A 17,197-nucleotide genomic window follows, 5' to 3' on the forward strand; every position below is an offset into this window, starting at 1 on the left:
TCATTGCTCCGATTGTCACGTCTGCAGAGGCGACCCATGAACCAAGACCTGCCTTTTTCAACACTCAAGCTGACGGATCTGTCCGGCCTGGACGACGCGGATCTGCTCCCTGATTACCTGCGCGGTGACGAAATTCACTCGGTGGAAGCCAGTCGTGTGCATGTTCCGTACATGACGCCGCTGGTCGACCATCCGGACAATCTTGACGGCGGTATCACCCAGGCGTTGTTGCAAACCAGCCCGCACGGCTTGCAAGTGGTGGTTGCACGCTATCTGCAAATGGCGCCTGGTGATGCGATCAGTGTGTATTGGGGGGATCCGGAGCAGCCGGCCAGCCCGTCGCCTTACATCGTGCGGCCTGAAGATCTCGACAAGCCGGATTTTTTGATTGTCCGGCTACTACCTGTCGAGCGGATACCGGAAGGTATCTCAGAGGTCTGGTATCAGGTCCGGCCGTTGAGCGGCAATATTCGCCGGTCGATGCGCTTGCGGGTCAAGGTCAGGCGTCTGCTGCCGGGTGGGCTCGACCCGGATCTCGGTACGCCGGGCCACCAGGGCTTGCAGCCACCGCGGGTGACCCCGGACTTGATCGGCGAGGAGCATGCCCACCTGGGTGTAGAGGTATACATTTTCCCTTGGGAGAACATGGCCTGGGGCGACGTCATTGAATTGAGTTGGGGCGGTGTGTTTGTTCGCCATCGGGTGCAGGGCCACGAGGTCGATCAACGTATCCAGATCATTGTCGATTACGACACCATCGTCGAGGCAGGTGACGCCGACCAGCTGGTGCTGATCTATCGCTTGATCGACGACGTCGGCAACTACTCCGCGGACTGGTCACCGGTGAGCCACGCCTGGGTCGAGATCGGTGGAGATTTACCGGCGCCGTTTGTCGCTGACGCCGACGCCAATGGTTTGATCGACCTGGACAAACTCGCTGGCAAGGATGTGACCGTACAGGTTTTCGCCGACCTTTCGTTTGGCTTTCGAGTCGGTGATGTCATCCACCTGAAATGGCGCGGGTTCACCGAGCAAGGGGTAGGGCCGATCGTCTACCTGCCGCAACCCTTCGAGATTCCGTTCCTGCCGTATTTTGCCAGTTTCAGCATTCCGAACGCCGAGGTGCAGGGGATCGCGCGCGGGCGGGCCGCGGTGTCTTACGAGGTGCAGAGAATAAACGGCAGCGTGTTGCGCTCCAAGAGCAAATCGGTCGGGATTGTCGGCGAGCCGCAAAAGCTGCAACGGCCAATCGTGGATGAAGCGCCAGACCAGTACCTGCCAGATGACGCGGCTCAAGCGACCGTGAGGGTTCCACCTTATTCATGGATGGCAAAGGATCAGCGCCTGGTGCTGGTGTGGGACGGCACGCGTGCCGACCATGAACCCTACCTTCATGAGGAACATCGCATCATCAGGGATGAGCATATAGGCGAGGAAATCATCATCGTGGTGGCAGCGCAACATATCATTGCGCTCGCTGGCGGCACGCTGGAGCTTTACTACCGGGTGATACATGACAATGGACCCAGCGTTGACTCCGAACGCTTGCTCTTGCACGTGGGCGAGGCCGCACCCGAACTGCAGCAAGCCAGTGTGGATGGCGCCCAGAATGGCGTGTTTGATCCGACCGGACTCACCAGCGCGACTGTACGCATCCCCAGCTACACCAATATGCGGCAGGGGCAGACCGTGCACCTTGAGTGGCTGGGCAGTGCGCAAGGTGGTCATTTCACCACCAGCGTCGAGGTGACAGCGCCAGGGGCGTTTACCATTAGCGTCCCTATAGGCTTTATTACACCGAGCCTCAATCGCGAGGTATACGTCCGCTACTGGGTGGTCGAAGCAGGGGTAAGGACACGCTATTCGTTTACGCTGACGCTGCTGATCAGCCAGGCAGATCTCGAACTGCTGGCGCCTACCGTGCTACAAGCGCCTGGCGGCCTGCTTGACCCGCTGCAGGCAACATCGGGCGCGACGGTACTGATCCATTACACCGGTATGTCGACACAAGACCGCATCACCCTGTCCTGGACCGGCACGCCCTTGGGGTCAACCTCGGTGGGACCGCTTGTTGGCAATGCCAACGGTGAGCTATCGGTGCCCATACCGCCCTTGTACATTGGTGCGAATATCGGTGCGCTCCAGCGTCAGGTGCAGGTTCGTTACTCCGTGTTGCGTCAAGGAGCCAGCCAGCCGCAGGAGTCGCAACTGCTGAACCTGAGGGTGCAGCCGTTGACAGGGTTGACGCAGCTACAGGTCGACTATGCGGTTGGTCTGGTGCTGGACCTGGATAGCTTTAGCGGCAACACCCGAGTGTCGGTGGCTGCCTGGAATTTTGCCAGGGCAGGCCAACGTATCTGGCTGCGCTGCTATGGCACCAAATTGAACGGTGACCCGGATATCATCGATCTGATCGTCGGCGAAGCGCTTGACCCCGGTGAAGTCAGTGCGGGTATAAGCAGAGCTTTGACCCGCGACCGCCTGCTGATGTTACGAGACAATAGCGAACTGCGGGTTGAACTGAAGGTCAATTTCGCGCAAGCCCAGAATGAAGCCGATACGCTGATCTTTCCGGTTCTGCGCCTGACCCTGCGAGCCGGCTTTTCCATCGCCCCGGAGCCGTTGGTGCTTAATGGCTCGGCGATCAGGGTGCAAAAGAACTGGCAGCTGATTCGCGACTTCCCGGCCAATACGGCGGTGCGCCAAGCAACCGGCGGACGTCCTCCTTACACCTACCACTCCGCCAATACCGGTATTGCTGTTGTCGATACGCAAGGCAAAGTCACCGGGGCGCGCAATGGCAGCACGGTGATTACCGTGCGCGATGCGGACCAGCGCTCTGCCTCCTACAGCGTTCAGGTCAACAATGTCAGGTGGCTGAATATCGATGAGAGCTCAACCTCCTATGCCACCGGCTACGCAGTGATGCAACGCAATGGCGGCAACCCGCTATCGGCGGCTGATGAAGCGCTGTTGCAGCAGCATTATGGGCACCCTTTCCCTGATTTGCTACGCCGCTACTTCTTCCTGTTCACCAACGGTCAATGCCCTGGCGCCGAGCGTATTTACGAGGTGGGTTCGGCTCACACATTTCGCTGTATTTCCCAGAATACCAATGCTGGCGGCTGGTACCTGACCGTAGGCAATCCGTCGCCATGAGCGGCAGCTTGATTCGAGCATTCACACCACCAAGAGGTGCATCATGTCATACCGTTCACGTTTTACCGCAAGTCGTACCTTGGGGCGTCTGGTAGTCGCATCAGCATTTACCTTGTTAGCAGGCTGCAGCTCATCCGGGGGCGTCAGCAACGACGAGGTTCAGGTGAGCTGCGCGGCGGTCGGGGCGGGTTACCATCCAGACCCCAGCGACTGCACGCGCTATTTCCAGTGTCAGCTAATAGGTGGGAAGTGGCATCGCTTTTCCTACAGTTGCCCGGCCGGCAGCTTCTATTCCCCGTCGGCCCAGCGATGCGTAGTGGCCAGCAGTTGCCCGAGTGCCGGTCAACCCGCCACCGGCCAGCTCGACCCGGGCTTGCCCGAACGCCGCCAGCTGGTACGCTGAATACTGAGGATCCAGGCGTTCTAGCGTCAGCAAAATTTCAAGGTTGCCGCAGGGGTACCGACCCGGTATCCAGCTCGTTGCGGCGCCGCCTTTGACCGCAATTGCTCGACAAATACTCCCTTCCAGCAGACAGACGGTAGTGGGCGATTGACGCATCGTTGCTACTGTTAAAACGGGCCTGCCAACACACTGTTTCTATTTAAAATTCCAACTATTGGCGCCAAGGAATAGGTCATGCTAGAGCCTGCATCCAACCGCCGCCTGCTGATCGTCGATCCTTGCGATGACTGCCATCGTCTATTGCCTGGCTTGCGCAGTGTGGGCTGGGATGTACACAGCTGCACCTTGAACTCGGCCCTGGAACATCCCTGCGACGTCGGGCTGCTGCGTTTGCAGGCTTCGCACCTGCAGCACCCGGATGCGGTCAAGGATTTGATCAGCCGCAGCAATACCGAATGGATCGCCGTACTCAGTCCGCAGGAGCTGCGGGCGCAGAATGTCGGCGATTTTGTCTGCGAATGGTTTTTTGACTTTCATACCTTGCCCTTTGATGTCTCGCGGGTACAGGTCACCCTTGGCCGCGCGTTCGGCATGGCGCGCCTGCGCGGCAAGGGCTATGTGCATGTCGATGAACCGGAGCACGAACTGCTCGGTGACAGCCGGCCGATTCGCGAACTGCGCAAGCTGCTGAGCAAGCTGGCGCCCACCGAGTCGCCGGTGCTGATTCGCGGCGAGAGCGGCACCGGCAAGGAGCTGGTGGCGCGCACCTTGCATCGCCAGTCTCAGCGCCGTGACAAACCCTTCGTGCCGATCAACTGCGGCGCCATCCCCGAGCACCTGATCCAATCCGAGTTGTTCGGCCACGAGAAAGGCGCCTTCACCGGCGCCCATCAACGCAAGATCGGCCGTATCGAAGCCGCCCACGGTGGCACGCTGTTTCTCGATGAAATTGGTGACCTGCCGCTGGAGCTGCAGGCCAATCTGCTGCGCTTTTTGCAGGAAAAACACATCGAGCGGGTCGGCGGCAGCCAGCCGATAGCCGTCGATGTGCGGGTACTGGCAGCGACCCACGTCGACCTGGAAAAAGCCATCGACAGCGGGCGCTTTCGCGAAGACCTGTATTACCGCCTGAATGTCCTGCAGGTGGTCACCGCGCCGCTGCGCGACCGCCATGGTGACCTGTCGATGCTGGCCAGTCATTTCTCGCACTTCTACAGCCTGGAAACCGGCCGCCGGCCCCGCTCCTTCAGCGAAGACGCCCTGGTGGCCATGGGCAAGCACGACTGGCCCGGCAACGTCCGTGAGCTGGCCAACCGCGTGCGTCGCGGCCTGGTTCTGGCCGAAGGCCGGCAGATCGAGGCCCAGGATTTGGGCTTGCTGGGCCAGCACGAGTTCGCCCCGAGCATGGGCACCCTTGAAGACTACAAGCACCGGGCCGAGCGTCAGGCGTTGTGCGACGTGCTCAACCGCCACAGCGATAACCTGAGCATCGCCGCCAAGGTGCTGGGGGTGTCCCGGCCGACCTTTTACCGGCTGCTGCACAAGCACCAGATTCGTTGAGTCGTGACCAATGCGCATGAAAAAGCCCGCTGAAGCGGGCTTTTTCATGGCTGTGAACCTTAGAAGTAGTAAGGGAATTTCAGACTGAAGGAGAAATCCGGCGAGTCGTCGGTCAGACCGATGGACAGGTTGGGGACGATGGTCAGGTTGTCGGTGGCGGCCAGGGTCATGCCGATGTTGAAGTTGGCCGCGTTGTAGTCGCTGCTGGGCACCGATTGCCAGTCACCGCCATCGGGTTTGATCTTGCTCTTGCTGGCAAACTGGTCAGTGAACGAGAACGACATACTCATCTTCTCGTTAAGGGCAAAGGCGATACCGGCGCCAATCTGCCAGGAGTCGCCCAGTTTCACGTCACCTGCGACCTTGGTGTTGATCGTCGGGCTGATGTCGCTGAACGAGTCCTGCATGTTGTAGGTATACGACAGGCTGCCGAACAGCACCGCCGGGTCGAAGGTCTTGACCAGCGAGATACCCGGTGTAATCGCCCAGACGCCGTTGCCGGTGGGCAAGCTCTCAGGCACCGAGAGGTTGTCGTTGGTCGGGTCGTTGACCAGCTTGATGCCGTAGGGGTCTTTGCCGGTGGGGGCCTTGACCCGCAGGGTGGCGACCGCGTCGGGCCAGTTTTCCGACTCATCGAGGAACTTGTAGGCAATGCCGACGTTGACATCGCCAATGGTTGGATCGCGCCTGACGGTCGCATCGGAAGTAACCGGGCCGGCACCGCCGGCACCGCCGGAGGAATAGGTGGATTCACGGTAGATCACCGGGACGTTGATATCGAACTGCCAACGCTGATCGAGGTTGTAGCGGGCGGTCAGGTCCAGGGTCCAGTTGTCGGCCTTGATGCGGTCGAGGTTGATGTTGCCGAGGAAGATCGAGTCCAGCGCCAGAAAACCGTTGAGGACCAGGGCGCGGGTGTCGTAGTGGGTGTAGGTCAGGCCGGTTTCGACGCTGAACCTGCCGCCACCAAAAAAGCCGCTGGCTTCGTCATACAGGTTGGAAACGCTTTGCGCCGGTTCCGAGTCGTCTTTGAGCGACTGCCCATAAGAGCTGCCGGTGGTTCCCGGCGCACCGGTGGCCACGGTCTGGCCGCCCTTGACGGTTTCGGCGGGGGATTTGGTCAGGCGTCTGGGCGCGGGTGCTGCCGGTGCTGTTTCGACCTGGCGAACGCGCTGTTCAAGGACCATCAACGCGTTCTGCTGGGCTTCGTAGCGTTGTTTCAACTCCATGAGTTCTTGTTTTAGTGCTTCGACCTGGGGGTCGGCTGCTGCGTAGAGCAATGTGGCCGGGGTCAGGCTACTCAAACAGACAATAGCTCTGAAGGTTAACGATCGGTGCATGGGTTAGCCGTCCCTTCTGACTACAAGTGATGAGACAGAGCGTAGATCAGAAACCGAGAGTGCGAAGGCCTTTGAGCTGGTCCAGGTTACCGTTCAGCGCCCCGGCGCTCGGCACGTTGTCACGCAGCACGACGTTCAGGGAGGTGAGGTTGCTGACCTTGTTGCCAGCGCCGAGCAAGGTGGTGTTCTGCATCAGCCCACCCTGGGCCAGGCGCTGCACGGTGCTGCCCTGGTTGTTGTTGGCGATGATGTTGAATTGCACGCCGCTGCCGGTTGAGGACACACTCAGCGAACCCGCGCCGTTGGCGCCGACCAGGGTGGAACCTGCGGCCAGGGCCTCGCCCTGTGGCTGCGTGGCTGCTGCGGGCGCCTGGTTGGCCTTGGTGACGTTGATATCGACGTTGTTGTAGGCGCTGTTGTTGTCGCCGGCGGCGCGCACCACCTGGGTCACGCCCTCGGTGCTGTTGAGGCCACTGCCACCGGTGACGCTACCGCTGCCGACACTCTGCGAGCGCGCCGCGCCGCTGCCTTTTTCGTCGATCATCGACACGTAGAACTGCGGCTTGATCGTCGTTTGCTGGATTTGCATCGAAGACCTGGCGCCAATCACTTCGCCATTGGCGTTTTGCCAGGTGCTGCTCATGACAATGCCAAAGCTGATGATCCGCCCGGGCATGACAAAGCGGCCGCGCAGGTTGGCCAGCTCCTGATCCTTCAGTTCAATGGGCTTGAGCGTCTGTGCCTGGGTTGGCAGGCTGGCGGCCAGGCAAAGCACGGCGAGCCAGATAGAAGTCTTCATGGGATGCTCCCGGAGCCTCATGCTCCCTTGTCATTAGAAGAAGTCGCTTTGGATGAAGCCGAAATCCATCAACTCAGCGTCTTGCACCGGGGTGAAGGTATTGATGCGGTTCTTGGCCGTGAGCGGCAGTGGTGGGTCGAGCAAGGCGTTGGCCTTGTCGTAGCCCCGGCCGATGACGGCGAAGAGAATGCCGTTCCAGCCTTTGACGAAGTCTTCGATCTTGTAGCGTTTATGGCCGAGCACCGGGTCGCCGATGTACACCCAGCCGTTGTGGACTTTCTGCATGACCACGAAGTGCTTGTAGCCGCGCACGTCCATCAGCACCACCACCGGAATGCGTACGCTCTGCAAGGCATCGAGCTGTACCCGGTAACCGCGGGCGCGCATCCCGAGGCTTTCGACGTAGCGCTTCATGTCGAGCATGGAAAAGCCCTGGACCCGCACCACATCATGGTCGGAGTGGGCGAGCATGCCTTCGATGATCTGTTCTTCGCTGACGTCCAGCCAGTAGGCCTGGCGCAAGATGGTCGCCAATGCCGCGGCGCCACAGCTGAAATCGGTTTTCTGTTGCACCAGGTCGGCGAATTTGCGTTCACGCACGCTCTGGATGGGCTTGAACACCACCGCACCACCCGGTAATACCGAAAGCGGCAATTGCGCCGCTTCGCTGATGCTGCTCAGGCAGAGCAAAAATGCCAAGGCGATAACGCGCATGTCCGACGCCCCCCTGATGGTGTTGAAAAAGGCCCCCCGAAGGGGGCCTCCAGATCACAGCATTTACATCGAGGTGTTGGAGATGGCCAGCGAGTTGCTTTGCTGGTTGCCCACACCGGCTGCTACGTTGACGCCCAGGTTGCCGCTGCCGCCGTTCACCGAACCGCTCAGGGTTGCAGTGTTGGTTACAGGGTTGGCCCAGCCGGTTGGAGTCAGCACTTGATAAGAGAAAGTATTGCTCAAATCATAAGAGCTGCTTTCACTGTAGCTTTTCGCTTTGTTGTACTCAGACTCGGAGGATTTGCTGCCCGATTTTTCGAACGAAGAATCGAAGGCTTTTTCGAACGAAGAGCTCTTGGACTTATCGTACGAAGAGCTGGACTCTTTGTTCCACGACTTGTCGATATCAACATCCAGCGAGGCAGTCAGCGAAGCATCGGCCGACTGCGAGCTGCTGCCGCTGTGATGACGGCCATAGTCATAGGACGAGTTTCTGCTGGCTTCAACCGATGCATCCAGCGAAGCGGTCAGAGAAGCACTGCTCGAGCCGCTGGCTTCATGGTTTTTAGAGCCGCTAGCTTCGGAGTTGTGCGAGCCGCTGGCATTGAAGCTGTTGGCGCCGGCGAGCTCGAAGCTCGAAGAGTTGCTCTTGCTGCCGCTGGCTTCCATGGACTTATCGTAATTGGCGCTACCACTGGCGGTTTTGGTCACCGTCAGGGTGTCGACACGATAGGTACGGTCAGCGTTGTTGTTGACGGTCAGGCCAGGGCCGCTTTGCTCGGCGGAGGCGGTGGCGGTTGCGTTACCCAGTGCAGCGTTGGTATTGGCAATTGCCATGGTGTTTTTCTGTTGGTTCAGGTCGCCACCGGCAATGTTGATGCCCATGTTGCCGCTGCCGTTGTTGCCCGAACCGCCCATGACCGCCGAGTTGGTGCTGCCGTAGTTGTCGACCCGGTTGTTGTTGCTGTATTGCGAGACCTTGGCGGTCGCCGTTGCGTTGCCGAACACGAAGGTGTTGTCGATTTCCGAGTTGTCGGTGGCGGCGTTGGCGATGGCGGCGGCGTTGTCTTGCTGGTTGCCGGCACCGGCAGCCACGTTGACGCCGACGTTACCGCTGGTGCCGGTGGCCGAGCTGCTCATTTCGGCTTCGTTCACCGTGCCTTCGTTGCGGATGCGGTTGTTGGTGCTGCTTTGCTTGTCCCACGCGTTGGCGGTCGCGTTGATCGAGATTTTGGTGGGAGGAGGAGGGGTGTGGTGGCCATTGTTGTGATGACCGTTATGGCCATGGCCACGTGGTTCGTTCTGCCCAGCTTGTACAGCAACAGCCATGACCGCAGCAATTGCGAAAACCAGAGGCTTGAGTGCCATCGAAGGTTTCATGGTGATTCTCCGTACTTTATTTTAGGTTAAGTGTTGTTCCTAACTATTTGGGTCAGTCCGCGACCCGGATGCTCAGGGTGTTGGCCGTTCGGTTTCCCACCCCGGCACTCTGATTCAGCTGAATCACCCCACGGCTACCGGTGAAGGCCTGGTCACTGGTAGTGACCTGGCGAAAGCCGGGTGCGGAGTCAGCTGAGTCGGAGTTGTTGAGCAGCGCCACGTTCTGTTGCATGAGGACGCTGTCGTCGATACTTTGCGGACCGGAACTGATGCTGATCCGCATGGCGTTGGCTTGCTGGTTGCTGGCCCCGGCACTCTGGTTGACGCCGAGGGCGCCGCTGCCGTGGCTGAAAGAGTTGCCCTGGATGTTCGACTGGGCATCGATGCTCGGGTCTACCGTTGTGCGCAGGCGCTGGCGGATCTGGGTGCTGGCGCTGGCGCCATGGCCCACCGCGATGGCCCGGGCGTTGGCCTGTTGCTGCTGATCGCCGGCAGCCTGGTTGACCGTGAGGTTGCCCTGGTACTGGGCACCGGAATTGTCGATGTTGGCGTTATTGACGACGGGGGGCTGGGCGAAGGCCGGTACACTGCAGAACATGGCCAGAATCAGCAGCGAGTGCTTCATCTCACTTGCCTCCGGTGAGGATCTGCAGGGGCGCGAGGCCTTTCTGCACGCTGGAATTGACCATGTTGGAGATGCCGTTGCCGGAGTTGCCGGAACGTCCACCGGCCAGGTTCGGCAGCTGGGTCTGATTGCTGATGTTGCTGCCCAGGTTGTTGGTCTGTTGGGTGACCAGGGCACCGATACCTGAACCGCTGGTGATTGAGGCGAAGTCGCCGTCGCTCAGCTCGTTGGTTTGCTTGAGGATCTGCGCCGACGGGTTGGTATTGACGGTGGTCGGGTAGGGGTCAGGCGCCAGCGGCGGGCGCATGGCGTTGCGCGGTTGCACATCGCGGGTGATGACGACGATGCCGTTTTCGGCCTGGGCCGGCAGGCTCAAGCTCAGGCTTGAACTCACTGCACAGGCAAGCAGCAGGAGGCGGTAGATGCCTTTATCAATCTTTCCCACGATGGCAATTCCTTCTTATGGTGCGCTGGCCCTGTTCAGCGTTGCGAAGAAGAGAGCAGAAGGTGTGCCGGTTTTTATTTATCAAGCGAAAACAATGGCTTGGTTTTATGCTTGGCCAGGGTCAAAAAAATGTTGTAACGCCGCTGAGACACCGGCGCTGTTCAGCGCCTGATACTGCGGGCGCCACGGCCCGGCAACAGGCGTGCCCGGGGATTGTTTCAGCGGCTTAACACTTTTCTCCGGGCGCGGGCTGGCCGCTTTAGCTCGCGGCTTTGCGCAGGTGAGAGTGTTTCAGGAATGGACACTGTGCAGCGCGCAGCTGCTCAGGTCTTGAGCAACTGCGCAACTGCGGCAAAGGCTGCGCGCCGGCGCTGCGCCCAGTCGCCTTGCACGACCTGGAACGCTTGCTGGTGCTGCGCCAGCCACTCGCCCGTGGCATTGAAAAACGCCATACGTTCGGCCAGCAGCGGCTGGCAACGCTGGCCATCGTCGTGCCAGGCAACGGCCTCGGGGCTGAGCAGCAAGTGCAGGTCGTAGTGACGGGCCAGCAGCGCCTGTTCCAGCCACGCCGGGCAATCGCCGAACAGCGTGCGGCTCCAGAGCATGTTGCTCAGCAGGTGGGTGTCGAGGATCAGCAGCGCCGGTTGCCGCGCTCGTGCGGCGTCTTCCCAGGCCAACTGCCCGCGGGCAATGGCCGGGATGTCGGCATAGCAGGTGTCACGCGCCTGCTCGTCAATGAAGTGGCGCACGTACTCGCCCACCCGTTCGCCACCGAAGTGCGCCTGGATTTCGGCGCTGAGCCAGCTTTTACCGCTGGATTCAGGGCCGGTGAGTACCACTACCTTCATGCGTAGGTCAACGCCGGATCGCGTCGCCAGTCGCGCCAGCCCTGTACCGCGATCAAGGTGAACAGGGCATAGAGCGCGGCGGTCAGGTACATGGCCTTGGACAGGAACAGGCCGACGAAAATAACATCAAGCACCACCCACAGCGGCCAGCACTGCAGGCGCTTTTGCGCCATCCACCATTGCGCCACCAGGCTGAAACCGGTCAGCGCAGCGTCCAGCCAGGGGTGGGCGGCGTCTGTCCAGGTGGCCATGGCCGCGCCCAGGCCGAGGCTGCCGAGCAAGCCAATGCCCAGGCCAAAGGCAACCGAATGTGCCGGCAACAGGCTGACCTGGCGAGCTTCGCGCGTGCTGCCCGGCCGCGTCCATTGCCACCAGCCATAAAGTTGCAGCACGGCATACACCAGTTGCAGGAGCATGTCCGAATACAGCTTCACGTCATAGAAAACCCAGGTGTACAGCAACACCATCACCAGGCCGATCGGCCAGCACCAGGGGTTCTGTTTGGTCGTGAGCCACACGGCGATAACGCCGAGCACGGCGGCGAACAGTTCGAGGCCGGACATCGGCGTTCCTTGGCAGGTTCGAGGGTAGGGCGGGGATTGTACCTTGTGGCACGCCAAGCGCCACTAGTGCGCTGGCGAAGTAGCCGCAGGTACGCTCCCCGGGGCCCAACCGTCAGACCCGGAACTGACTGAGGGTTCGATCCAGATGCTCGCTCAGGCGGTTCAAGGCCACGCCGGCACTGCTCGACTGCTGTGCGGCCGTTGCCGTCTGACGCGACAGGTCGGCCGTCTCGGTAACGTTGCGGTTGATCTCCTCGACCACATGGGACTGCTGCAAGGTGGCACTGGCAATCGAGGCGTTAAGCGCGGTCAGGTTGTGCAGCGCCTGGCTGATGGCATTCAGGCTCACCCCGGCTTCGCTGGCTTGTTCGACGGTCTGGCGCGAGGCTTCGCTGCTGGCGTCGATGGCTTTCACGGCCGCCTCGGACTGGCCTTGCAGGTGTTCGATCATGCTCTGGATTTCGGCGGTGGACTGTTGGGTGCGCTGGGCCAGCAGGCGCACTTCGTCGGCCACCACGGCAAAACCGCGGCCCTGTTCACCGGCCCGCGCCGCTTCAATGGCGGCGTTCAAGGCCAGCAGGTTGGTCTGTTCGGCAATCGAGCGGATCACTTCCAGTACGCTGCCGATGCGCGTGCTCTGACCGGCCAGGGCGCGGATCACCTGCACCGCTTCATCGATGGTCGTCGATAGTTGGTCGATGCGCTGCAGGCTGCCGTGGATGCTGTGTTGCCCCTGTTCGGCGCGCAACTGGGCGTCATGCATTTCGCTGGACGCCTGTTCGGCATTCTTCGCCACATCCTGCACGGCGTAGGTCACTTCGTTGATGGCCGTGGCCACCTGCTCCATTTGCAGGGACTGCTGTTCGCTGCGCTGCTGGGCCTGGCCGGCGTTGTTGCCGACATCGCTGGCCGATTGCGCCAGGGCATGCACCGCGCCCTGCAATTGGCTGATCACGCCCTGCAACTTACCGGTAAAGCTGTTGAAGTGGATGCCCAGCTGGGTGACTTCATCGTTGCCGTGGGTATCCAGGCGCCGGGTCAGGTCGCTCTCGCCACTGGCAATGGTGGCCATGGCATCGACCGCTTCCTGCAGCGGCCGGGCGATACTGCGGGCAATCAGCACCACCAGCAGGGTCATGACCAGGGCGATGCCCAGGCCGAGGATCGAGGCATCGCGCAACTGGCGCAAAAACTCGTCCTGCATGTCATCGATGTAAACGCCCGAACCGATCACCCAGCCCCAGGGCTTGAACAGCTGCACGTAGGAGGTCTTTTTCACCGGCTCGCTGGCGCCGGGCTTGGGCCAGCGGTAGTCGATGCTGCCGGCGCCCTTGGCCTTGGCCAGGGCGGCCATTTCGTTGAACAGGGCAAAGCCGTCCGGGTCGCGGATTGCCGAAAGGTCCTGGCCGTCGAGCTTGGGGTTGGCCGGATGCATGATCATCTTCGGCCCCAGGTCGTTGATCCAGAAATAGTCGTTCTGGTCGTAACGCAGGCCGCGCACCGCACTCAAGGCCTGCTGTTGGGCGGCGTCGCGGCTCAATGTGCCGGCTGCTTCCAGGGTCTGGTAATAGGCCAGCACGCCGGCGGCGGTTTCTACCACATGGCGGGTTTTTTCCGCCTTGGCCTGGTACAGGTCGCCATGAATCTGGCGCAGCATCAGCAAACCGAGGGTTACCAGCATCACCACTGCCACTACCAGGATCAGCCACAAACGCCGGCTGATCGACATACTGCGAAGAGTCTTCATGGAATGCTTACCTCGAGTTCTTTTTTATTGTTGCCCACATCCAAGCATGCTTTGCCTCCCGCCACCTACTCGACCAAGGACTAAGTGCTTGATTCGTTGAGGTCTGTTGCGTCGTCCCAGCAGCGTTTATCCGAGAGGTCTGATAGGATTTCGGCCTCGACGGGATAAACCTGAAGGCCGCGTGAACTTTTCTGCTGGCTTTGCGACCAACTGTCGCTGTAAAACGGCCAGGCGCTGAACAGCCATTGGCAACTAAAAGACTATAAAGGGGCATGCCACAGGCATTGCCCCACGGGGGAAGCATGGATCTTTGGACCGGCCTGCAGGCTGTCATTCTAGGTATTGTCGAAGGCTTGACGGAGTTCTTGCCGATCTCCAGTACCGGCCACCAGATTGTCGTGGCCGACCTGATCAATTTCGGTGGTGAGCGGGCCATGGCCTTCAACATCATCATCCAGCTGGGCGCGATCCTGGCGGTGGTCTGGGAATTTCGCCGCAAGATCTTCGAGGTGGTGGTGGGGCTGCCGCGTCAGCGTGAGGCCCAGCGCTTTACGGTCAACCTGCTGATCGCCTTCATGCCGGCGGTGGTGCTAGGGGTGCTGTTTGCCGACCTGATCCATGAGTACCTGTTCAACCCCATCACCGTGGCCGCCGCCCTGGTGGTTGGTGGCGTGATCATGCTCTGGGCCGAGCGCCGCGAGCATGTGATCCGCGTTGACCAGGTCGACGACATGCGCTGGTCCGACGCCCTGAAGATTGGTTGCGCTCAGTGCCTGGCGATGATTCCGGGTACTTCGCGCTCCGGCTCGACCATCATTGGCGGCCTGCTGTTCGGCCTGTCGCGCAAAGCGGCCACTGAGTTCTCGTTCTTCCTGGCCATGCCGACCATGGTCGGTGCGGCGGTGTATTCGGGCTACAAGTACCGCGATCTGTTCCAGCCAGACGACTTCCCGGTATTTGCCATCGGCTTTGTGGTCTCGTTCATCTTTGCCATGATCGCGGTACGCGGCCTGCTCAAGTTCATCGCCAACCACAGTTACGCGGCCTTTGCCTGGTACCGCATCGGGTTCGGCCTGATCATTCTCGGCACCTGGCTGTTCGGTTGGGTCGACTGGACCACGGCGCACGGTTGAGATGAGCCGTAGCCAGAGCCAACAGCGCCGCGCAGCCTCTGCCAGCGGCGCCATGCAAAACCCGCGCAGCAAGCTGCTGGTTTTTGTCGCCCTGTGCCTGCTGCCCGTGGGCGGGGCCCTGCAGATGCTGTTGAGCGGGCAATCCTGGCTACCGGCCGTGGCCTACCCGTTGGCCAGCCTGGTGAGTTTCGTGCTGTATTGGCGCGACAAGCAGCAGGCCCGCAACCAGGCCTGGCGCACGCCAGAGAAAGTCCTTCACGCCAGTGAGCTGTGCGGCGGCTGGCCGGGCGCCTTGCTGGCCCAGCAACGCTTTCGGCACAAGACCCGCAAACTGTCGTTTCAGTTCAGTTTCTGGACCATTGTCGGCGTGCATCAGTTGTTCTGGATCGACCACCTGCTGCTCGGCGGCCGCTGGCTTGGCGCTGCCCTGGCGCCAATCCTCAGATAAGCAAGCCTGGCTGCAGGCGCTTGGGCAGGCGCCGGACCACCAGTTGGTGGGAGCGTTGCAGCAATTCGGTCAGCTCGGCGCGGCCCATGGGGTAGGGTGCTGCCATGCTGACCCAGTGCGCGCGCGCAAGGTAAGGCGCCGGGCGCACGCCGGGGCGGTCGACGTAGCCGAGAAACAGCTCGCTATCGACCTTGAACGACAACCCGGCGCCGCCCAGGTCAAGCACGGCAAACATCTTGTTGCCGGCCACCGAGAACACCCGGATGCCGCCCCATTTGTAGTCTTCGCGCGCACCCGGGAGGCTCAGGCAGAAGGCCGCGACCTGTTCTTCGCTGATTTTCTTGTCAGACATAACGCTCCCCGCATTGGGCAAATTCCGCGACCAGGTGTTCGATCCATACCCGCACCGCCGGCAGCAGCCCGCGCCGATGGGGGTAGACCGCCTGCAGATAACCGCCGGGCAGCGACCAGTCTGGCAGCAGGCGCACCAGCTCGCCACGTTCGAGTTCTTCTTCGCAGTGCATGATCGGCAGCGTGGTAAAGCCAAGGCCGGCGACAGCGGCGGCTTTGCGCACGACAAAGTCGTCGATCGCCAGGCGTGCCTCCAGGGCCAGTTCGTGCTTGTGGCCCTGGCCATCGAGCAGGCGCAGATGCACCAGGCGGTCGGCATCCACCGCACCGAGTACCGGCAGGCTGGCCAGGTCTTGCGGGTGGTTGAGCGCCTGCGCGGCAGCAAACTGCGGGGCGGCCACCAGCAGCATCTGCGCCTGACGCAGGCGCCGGGTGACCAGCGCCGGGTCTTCATCGCCCAGGTCGCGCACTCGCAGGGCAACGTCGACACCTTCGGTGATCAGGTCGACGCGACGGTTGAGGAGGATCATGTCCAGTTGCACCTGCGGGTATTGCTGCAGGAAGCGGCTGATCACGTTCGGTAAAAATTCATGGGCCAGGCCCACCGGGCACGACACCCGCAAGCGCCCGCGCGGTTCGCTGGTCATGCTCGCCACCGCTTCGTCGGCCATTTCCGCCTCCAGCAGCATGGCCTGGCAGTGGCGCAAATAACGTTCACCCACGGCCGTCAGCTTCAACTGGCGTGTGGTGCGTTGCAGCAGGCGCGTGCCCAGGCGCTCTTCGAGTTCGGCGATACGTCGCGACAGGCGTGATTTGGGAATCCCGAGCACACGGCCAGCGGCGGCAAAACCACCGGCTTCGACCACCCGGGCGAAGTAGAACAGATCATTGAGGTCTTGCATGTGCGTCACCATTGTCCTGCCAGCAGGACAAACTAACGCATTTTTGCTGACTTATCAGCTATTCGCCACCCAAGTAGGATTCTCCCCATCGTGATCGCCCACTCGCGGTCTTCATTCAGGAGAGTCCCATGAAACTGTTGCATATCGATTCGAGCATCCTGGGCGATAATTCCGCCTCCCGTCAGCTGAGCCGCAGCGTGGTTGAAGCCTGGAAAACCGCCGAGCCGTCGCTGCAAGTGACTTACCGTGACCTGGCCGGCGACGCCATCAGCCACTTCTCGGCCGCAACCCTGGTCGCCGCCGGCACCCCGGAAGAACTGCGCGACGCCGCCCAGCAGCATGAAGCCAAACTCAGCGCCGAAACCCTGCAGGAGTTTCTCGACGCCGACGCCGTGGTACTGGCCGCGCCGATGTACAACTTCACCGTGCCGACCCAGCTCAAGGCCTGGATTGACCGCGTCGCAGTGGCCGGCAAGACCTTCCGCTACACCGAAGCCGGCCCTGAAGGCCTGTGCGGCAACAAGAAGGTGATCCTGGTATCGACCGCAGGCGGCCTGCACGCCGGCCAGCCTACCGCGGTCGGCCATGAAGAGTTCCTCAAGGTGTTCCTTGGTTTCATCGGCATCACCGACCTGGAAATCGTCCGTGCCCACGGCCTGGCCTATGGCGATGAGCACCGGGCCAAGGCCCTGAACGCCGCGCAAGTGCAGATCAGCACCGACCTGTTCGTCGCCGCCTGATCGCTGGGCCAGTAATCAAACCGACTGCCGGCAGCGCCTG

General features: G+C 61.2%; 18 protein-coding genes. 7 read left to right on the forward strand and 11 right to left on the reverse strand.

Annotated features, from left to right (window positions below; genetic code table 11):
* The first annotated feature begins 36 nt into the window (after positions 1 to 36).
* The 3 genes from UB48_RS14930 (at position 37) to UB48_RS14935 (ending at position 5,122) form a co-directional block, all read left to right on the forward strand.
* Positions 37 to 3,159: a hypothetical protein gene (locus tag UB48_RS14930; RefSeq protein WP_045198337.1), complete on the forward strand. Its 3,123-nt coding sequence runs from the start codon at positions 37 to 39 to the stop codon at positions 3,157 to 3,159.
* Between the two features lie 43 nt (positions 3,160 to 3,202).
* Positions 3,203 to 3,562 (forward strand): chitin binding peritrophin-A domain-containing protein, encoded by a 360-nt coding sequence (locus UB48_RS28445; protein ID WP_082075449.1) that lies wholly within the window; start codon positions 3,203 to 3,205, stop codon positions 3,560 to 3,562.
* Between the two features lie 234 nt (positions 3,563 to 3,796).
* A complete protein-coding gene (locus UB48_RS14935) occupies positions 3,797 to 5,122 on the forward strand; it encodes a sigma-54 dependent transcriptional regulator (protein ID WP_045198338.1) in 1,326 nt (441 codons plus the stop codon).
* A gap of 59 nt (positions 5,123 to 5,181) precedes the next feature.
* Here the strand turns inward: UB48_RS14935 and UB48_RS14940 are convergent, their stop codons facing one another.
* The 6 genes from UB48_RS14940 to UB48_RS14965 form a co-directional block, all read right to left on the reverse strand.
* Complete coding sequence (locus UB48_RS14940; protein WP_045198339.1) at positions 5,182 to 6,462, reverse strand: hypothetical protein; 1,281 nt, start codon at positions 6,460 to 6,462, stop codon at positions 5,182 to 5,184.
* Between the two features lie 46 nt (positions 6,463 to 6,508).
* A complete protein-coding gene (locus UB48_RS14945) occupies positions 6,509 to 7,261 on the reverse strand; it encodes a hypothetical protein (protein WP_045198340.1) in 753 nt (250 codons plus the stop codon).
* Positions 7,262 to 7,294: 33 nt separating this feature from the next.
* Positions 7,295 to 7,975, reverse strand: coding sequence for a C39 family peptidase (locus UB48_RS14950; RefSeq protein ID WP_045198341.1), 681 nt, complete (start codon positions 7,973 to 7,975; stop codon positions 7,295 to 7,297).
* Positions 7,976 to 8,038: 63 nt separating this feature from the next.
* The gene (locus UB48_RS14955; RefSeq protein WP_045198342.1) at positions 8,039 to 9,355 is read right to left on the reverse strand and encodes a hypothetical protein; all 1,317 of its coding nucleotides are present in this window, start codon (positions 9,353 to 9,355) and stop codon (positions 8,039 to 8,041) included.
* 52 nt (positions 9,356 to 9,407) lie between these two features.
* Positions 9,408 to 9,980 carry a hypothetical protein gene (locus UB48_RS14960; protein ID WP_045198343.1) on the reverse strand — a complete coding sequence of 191 codons (573 nt, stop codon included), beginning with the start codon at positions 9,978 to 9,980 and terminating at the stop codon, positions 9,408 to 9,410.
* 1 nt (position 9,981) lies between these two features.
* Complete coding sequence (locus UB48_RS14965) at positions 9,982 to 10,425, reverse strand: hypothetical protein (RefSeq protein WP_045198345.1); 444 nt, start codon at positions 10,423 to 10,425, stop codon at positions 9,982 to 9,984.
* On the opposite strand from UB48_RS14965, the gene UB48_RS27705 reads away from it, so the two are divergent.
* Complete coding sequence (locus UB48_RS27705) at positions 10,403 to 10,597, forward strand: hypothetical protein (protein ID WP_156160209.1); 195 nt, start codon at positions 10,403 to 10,405, stop codon at positions 10,595 to 10,597. The genes UB48_RS14965 and UB48_RS27705 overlap by 23 nt on opposite strands.
* 151 nt (positions 10,598 to 10,748) lie before the next feature.
* Here UB48_RS27705 and UB48_RS14970 read toward each other — a convergent pair whose 3' ends face one another.
* From UB48_RS14970 to UB48_RS14980, 3 genes are all read right to left on the reverse strand, one after another.
* A complete protein-coding gene (locus tag UB48_RS14970; RefSeq protein ID WP_045198351.1) occupies positions 10,749 to 11,273 on the reverse strand; it encodes an AAA family ATPase in 525 nt (174 codons plus the stop codon).
* Positions 11,270 to 11,836 carry a nicotinamide riboside transporter PnuC gene (gene pnuC, locus UB48_RS14975; RefSeq protein ID WP_045198353.1) on the reverse strand — a complete coding sequence of 189 codons (567 nt, stop codon included), beginning with the start codon at positions 11,834 to 11,836 and terminating at the stop codon, positions 11,270 to 11,272. The genes UB48_RS14970 and pnuC overlap by 4 nt, the downstream gene beginning before the upstream one ends.
* 112 nt (positions 11,837 to 11,948) lie before the next feature.
* Complete coding sequence (locus tag UB48_RS14980; RefSeq protein ID WP_045198354.1) at positions 11,949 to 13,583, reverse strand: methyl-accepting chemotaxis protein; 1,635 nt, start codon at positions 13,581 to 13,583, stop codon at positions 11,949 to 11,951.
* 302 nt (positions 13,584 to 13,885) lie between these two features.
* Here UB48_RS14980 and UB48_RS14985 point away from each other — a divergent pair, with 302 nt between their 5' ends.
* Both UB48_RS14985 and UB48_RS14990 read left to right on the forward strand, forming a co-directional pair.
* Positions 13,886 to 14,716 (forward strand): undecaprenyl-diphosphate phosphatase, encoded by an 831-nt coding sequence (locus UB48_RS14985; protein ID WP_045198355.1) that lies wholly within the window; start codon positions 13,886 to 13,888, stop codon positions 14,714 to 14,716.
* A gap of 1 nt (position 14,717) precedes the next feature.
* A complete protein-coding gene (locus UB48_RS14990; protein ID WP_045198356.1) occupies positions 14,718 to 15,164 on the forward strand; it encodes a DUF1294 domain-containing protein in 447 nt (148 codons plus the stop codon).
* On the opposite strand, the gene UB48_RS14995 is transcribed toward UB48_RS14990, so the two are convergent.
* Both UB48_RS14995 and UB48_RS15000 read right to left on the reverse strand, forming a co-directional pair.
* On the reverse strand, positions 15,157 to 15,516 hold the full coding sequence (locus UB48_RS14995; protein ID WP_045198357.1) for an MmcQ/YjbR family DNA-binding protein: 360 nt from the start codon (positions 15,514 to 15,516) through the stop codon (positions 15,157 to 15,159). The genes UB48_RS14990 and UB48_RS14995 overlap by 8 nt on opposite strands.
* On the reverse strand, positions 15,509 to 16,417 hold the full coding sequence (locus UB48_RS15000; protein ID WP_045198359.1) for a LysR substrate-binding domain-containing protein: 909 nt from the start codon (positions 16,415 to 16,417) through the stop codon (positions 15,509 to 15,511). Before UB48_RS15000 ends, UB48_RS14995 begins: the two co-directional genes overlap by 8 nt.
* Before the next feature lie 128 nt (positions 16,418 to 16,545).
* Here UB48_RS15000 and UB48_RS15005 point away from each other — a divergent pair, with 128 nt between their 5' ends.
* Entirely contained in the window at positions 16,546 to 17,157 is a 612-nt protein-coding gene (locus tag UB48_RS15005; protein ID WP_045198361.1) for an FMN-dependent NADH-azoreductase, read from the forward strand.
* The last annotated feature ends 40 nt before the right edge of the window (positions 17,158 to 17,197 follow it).

The organism is Pseudomonas sp. 2(2015), assembly GCF_000955865.1.
Classification (GTDB): Bacteria; Pseudomonadota; Gammaproteobacteria; order Pseudomonadales; family Pseudomonadaceae; genus Aquipseudomonas.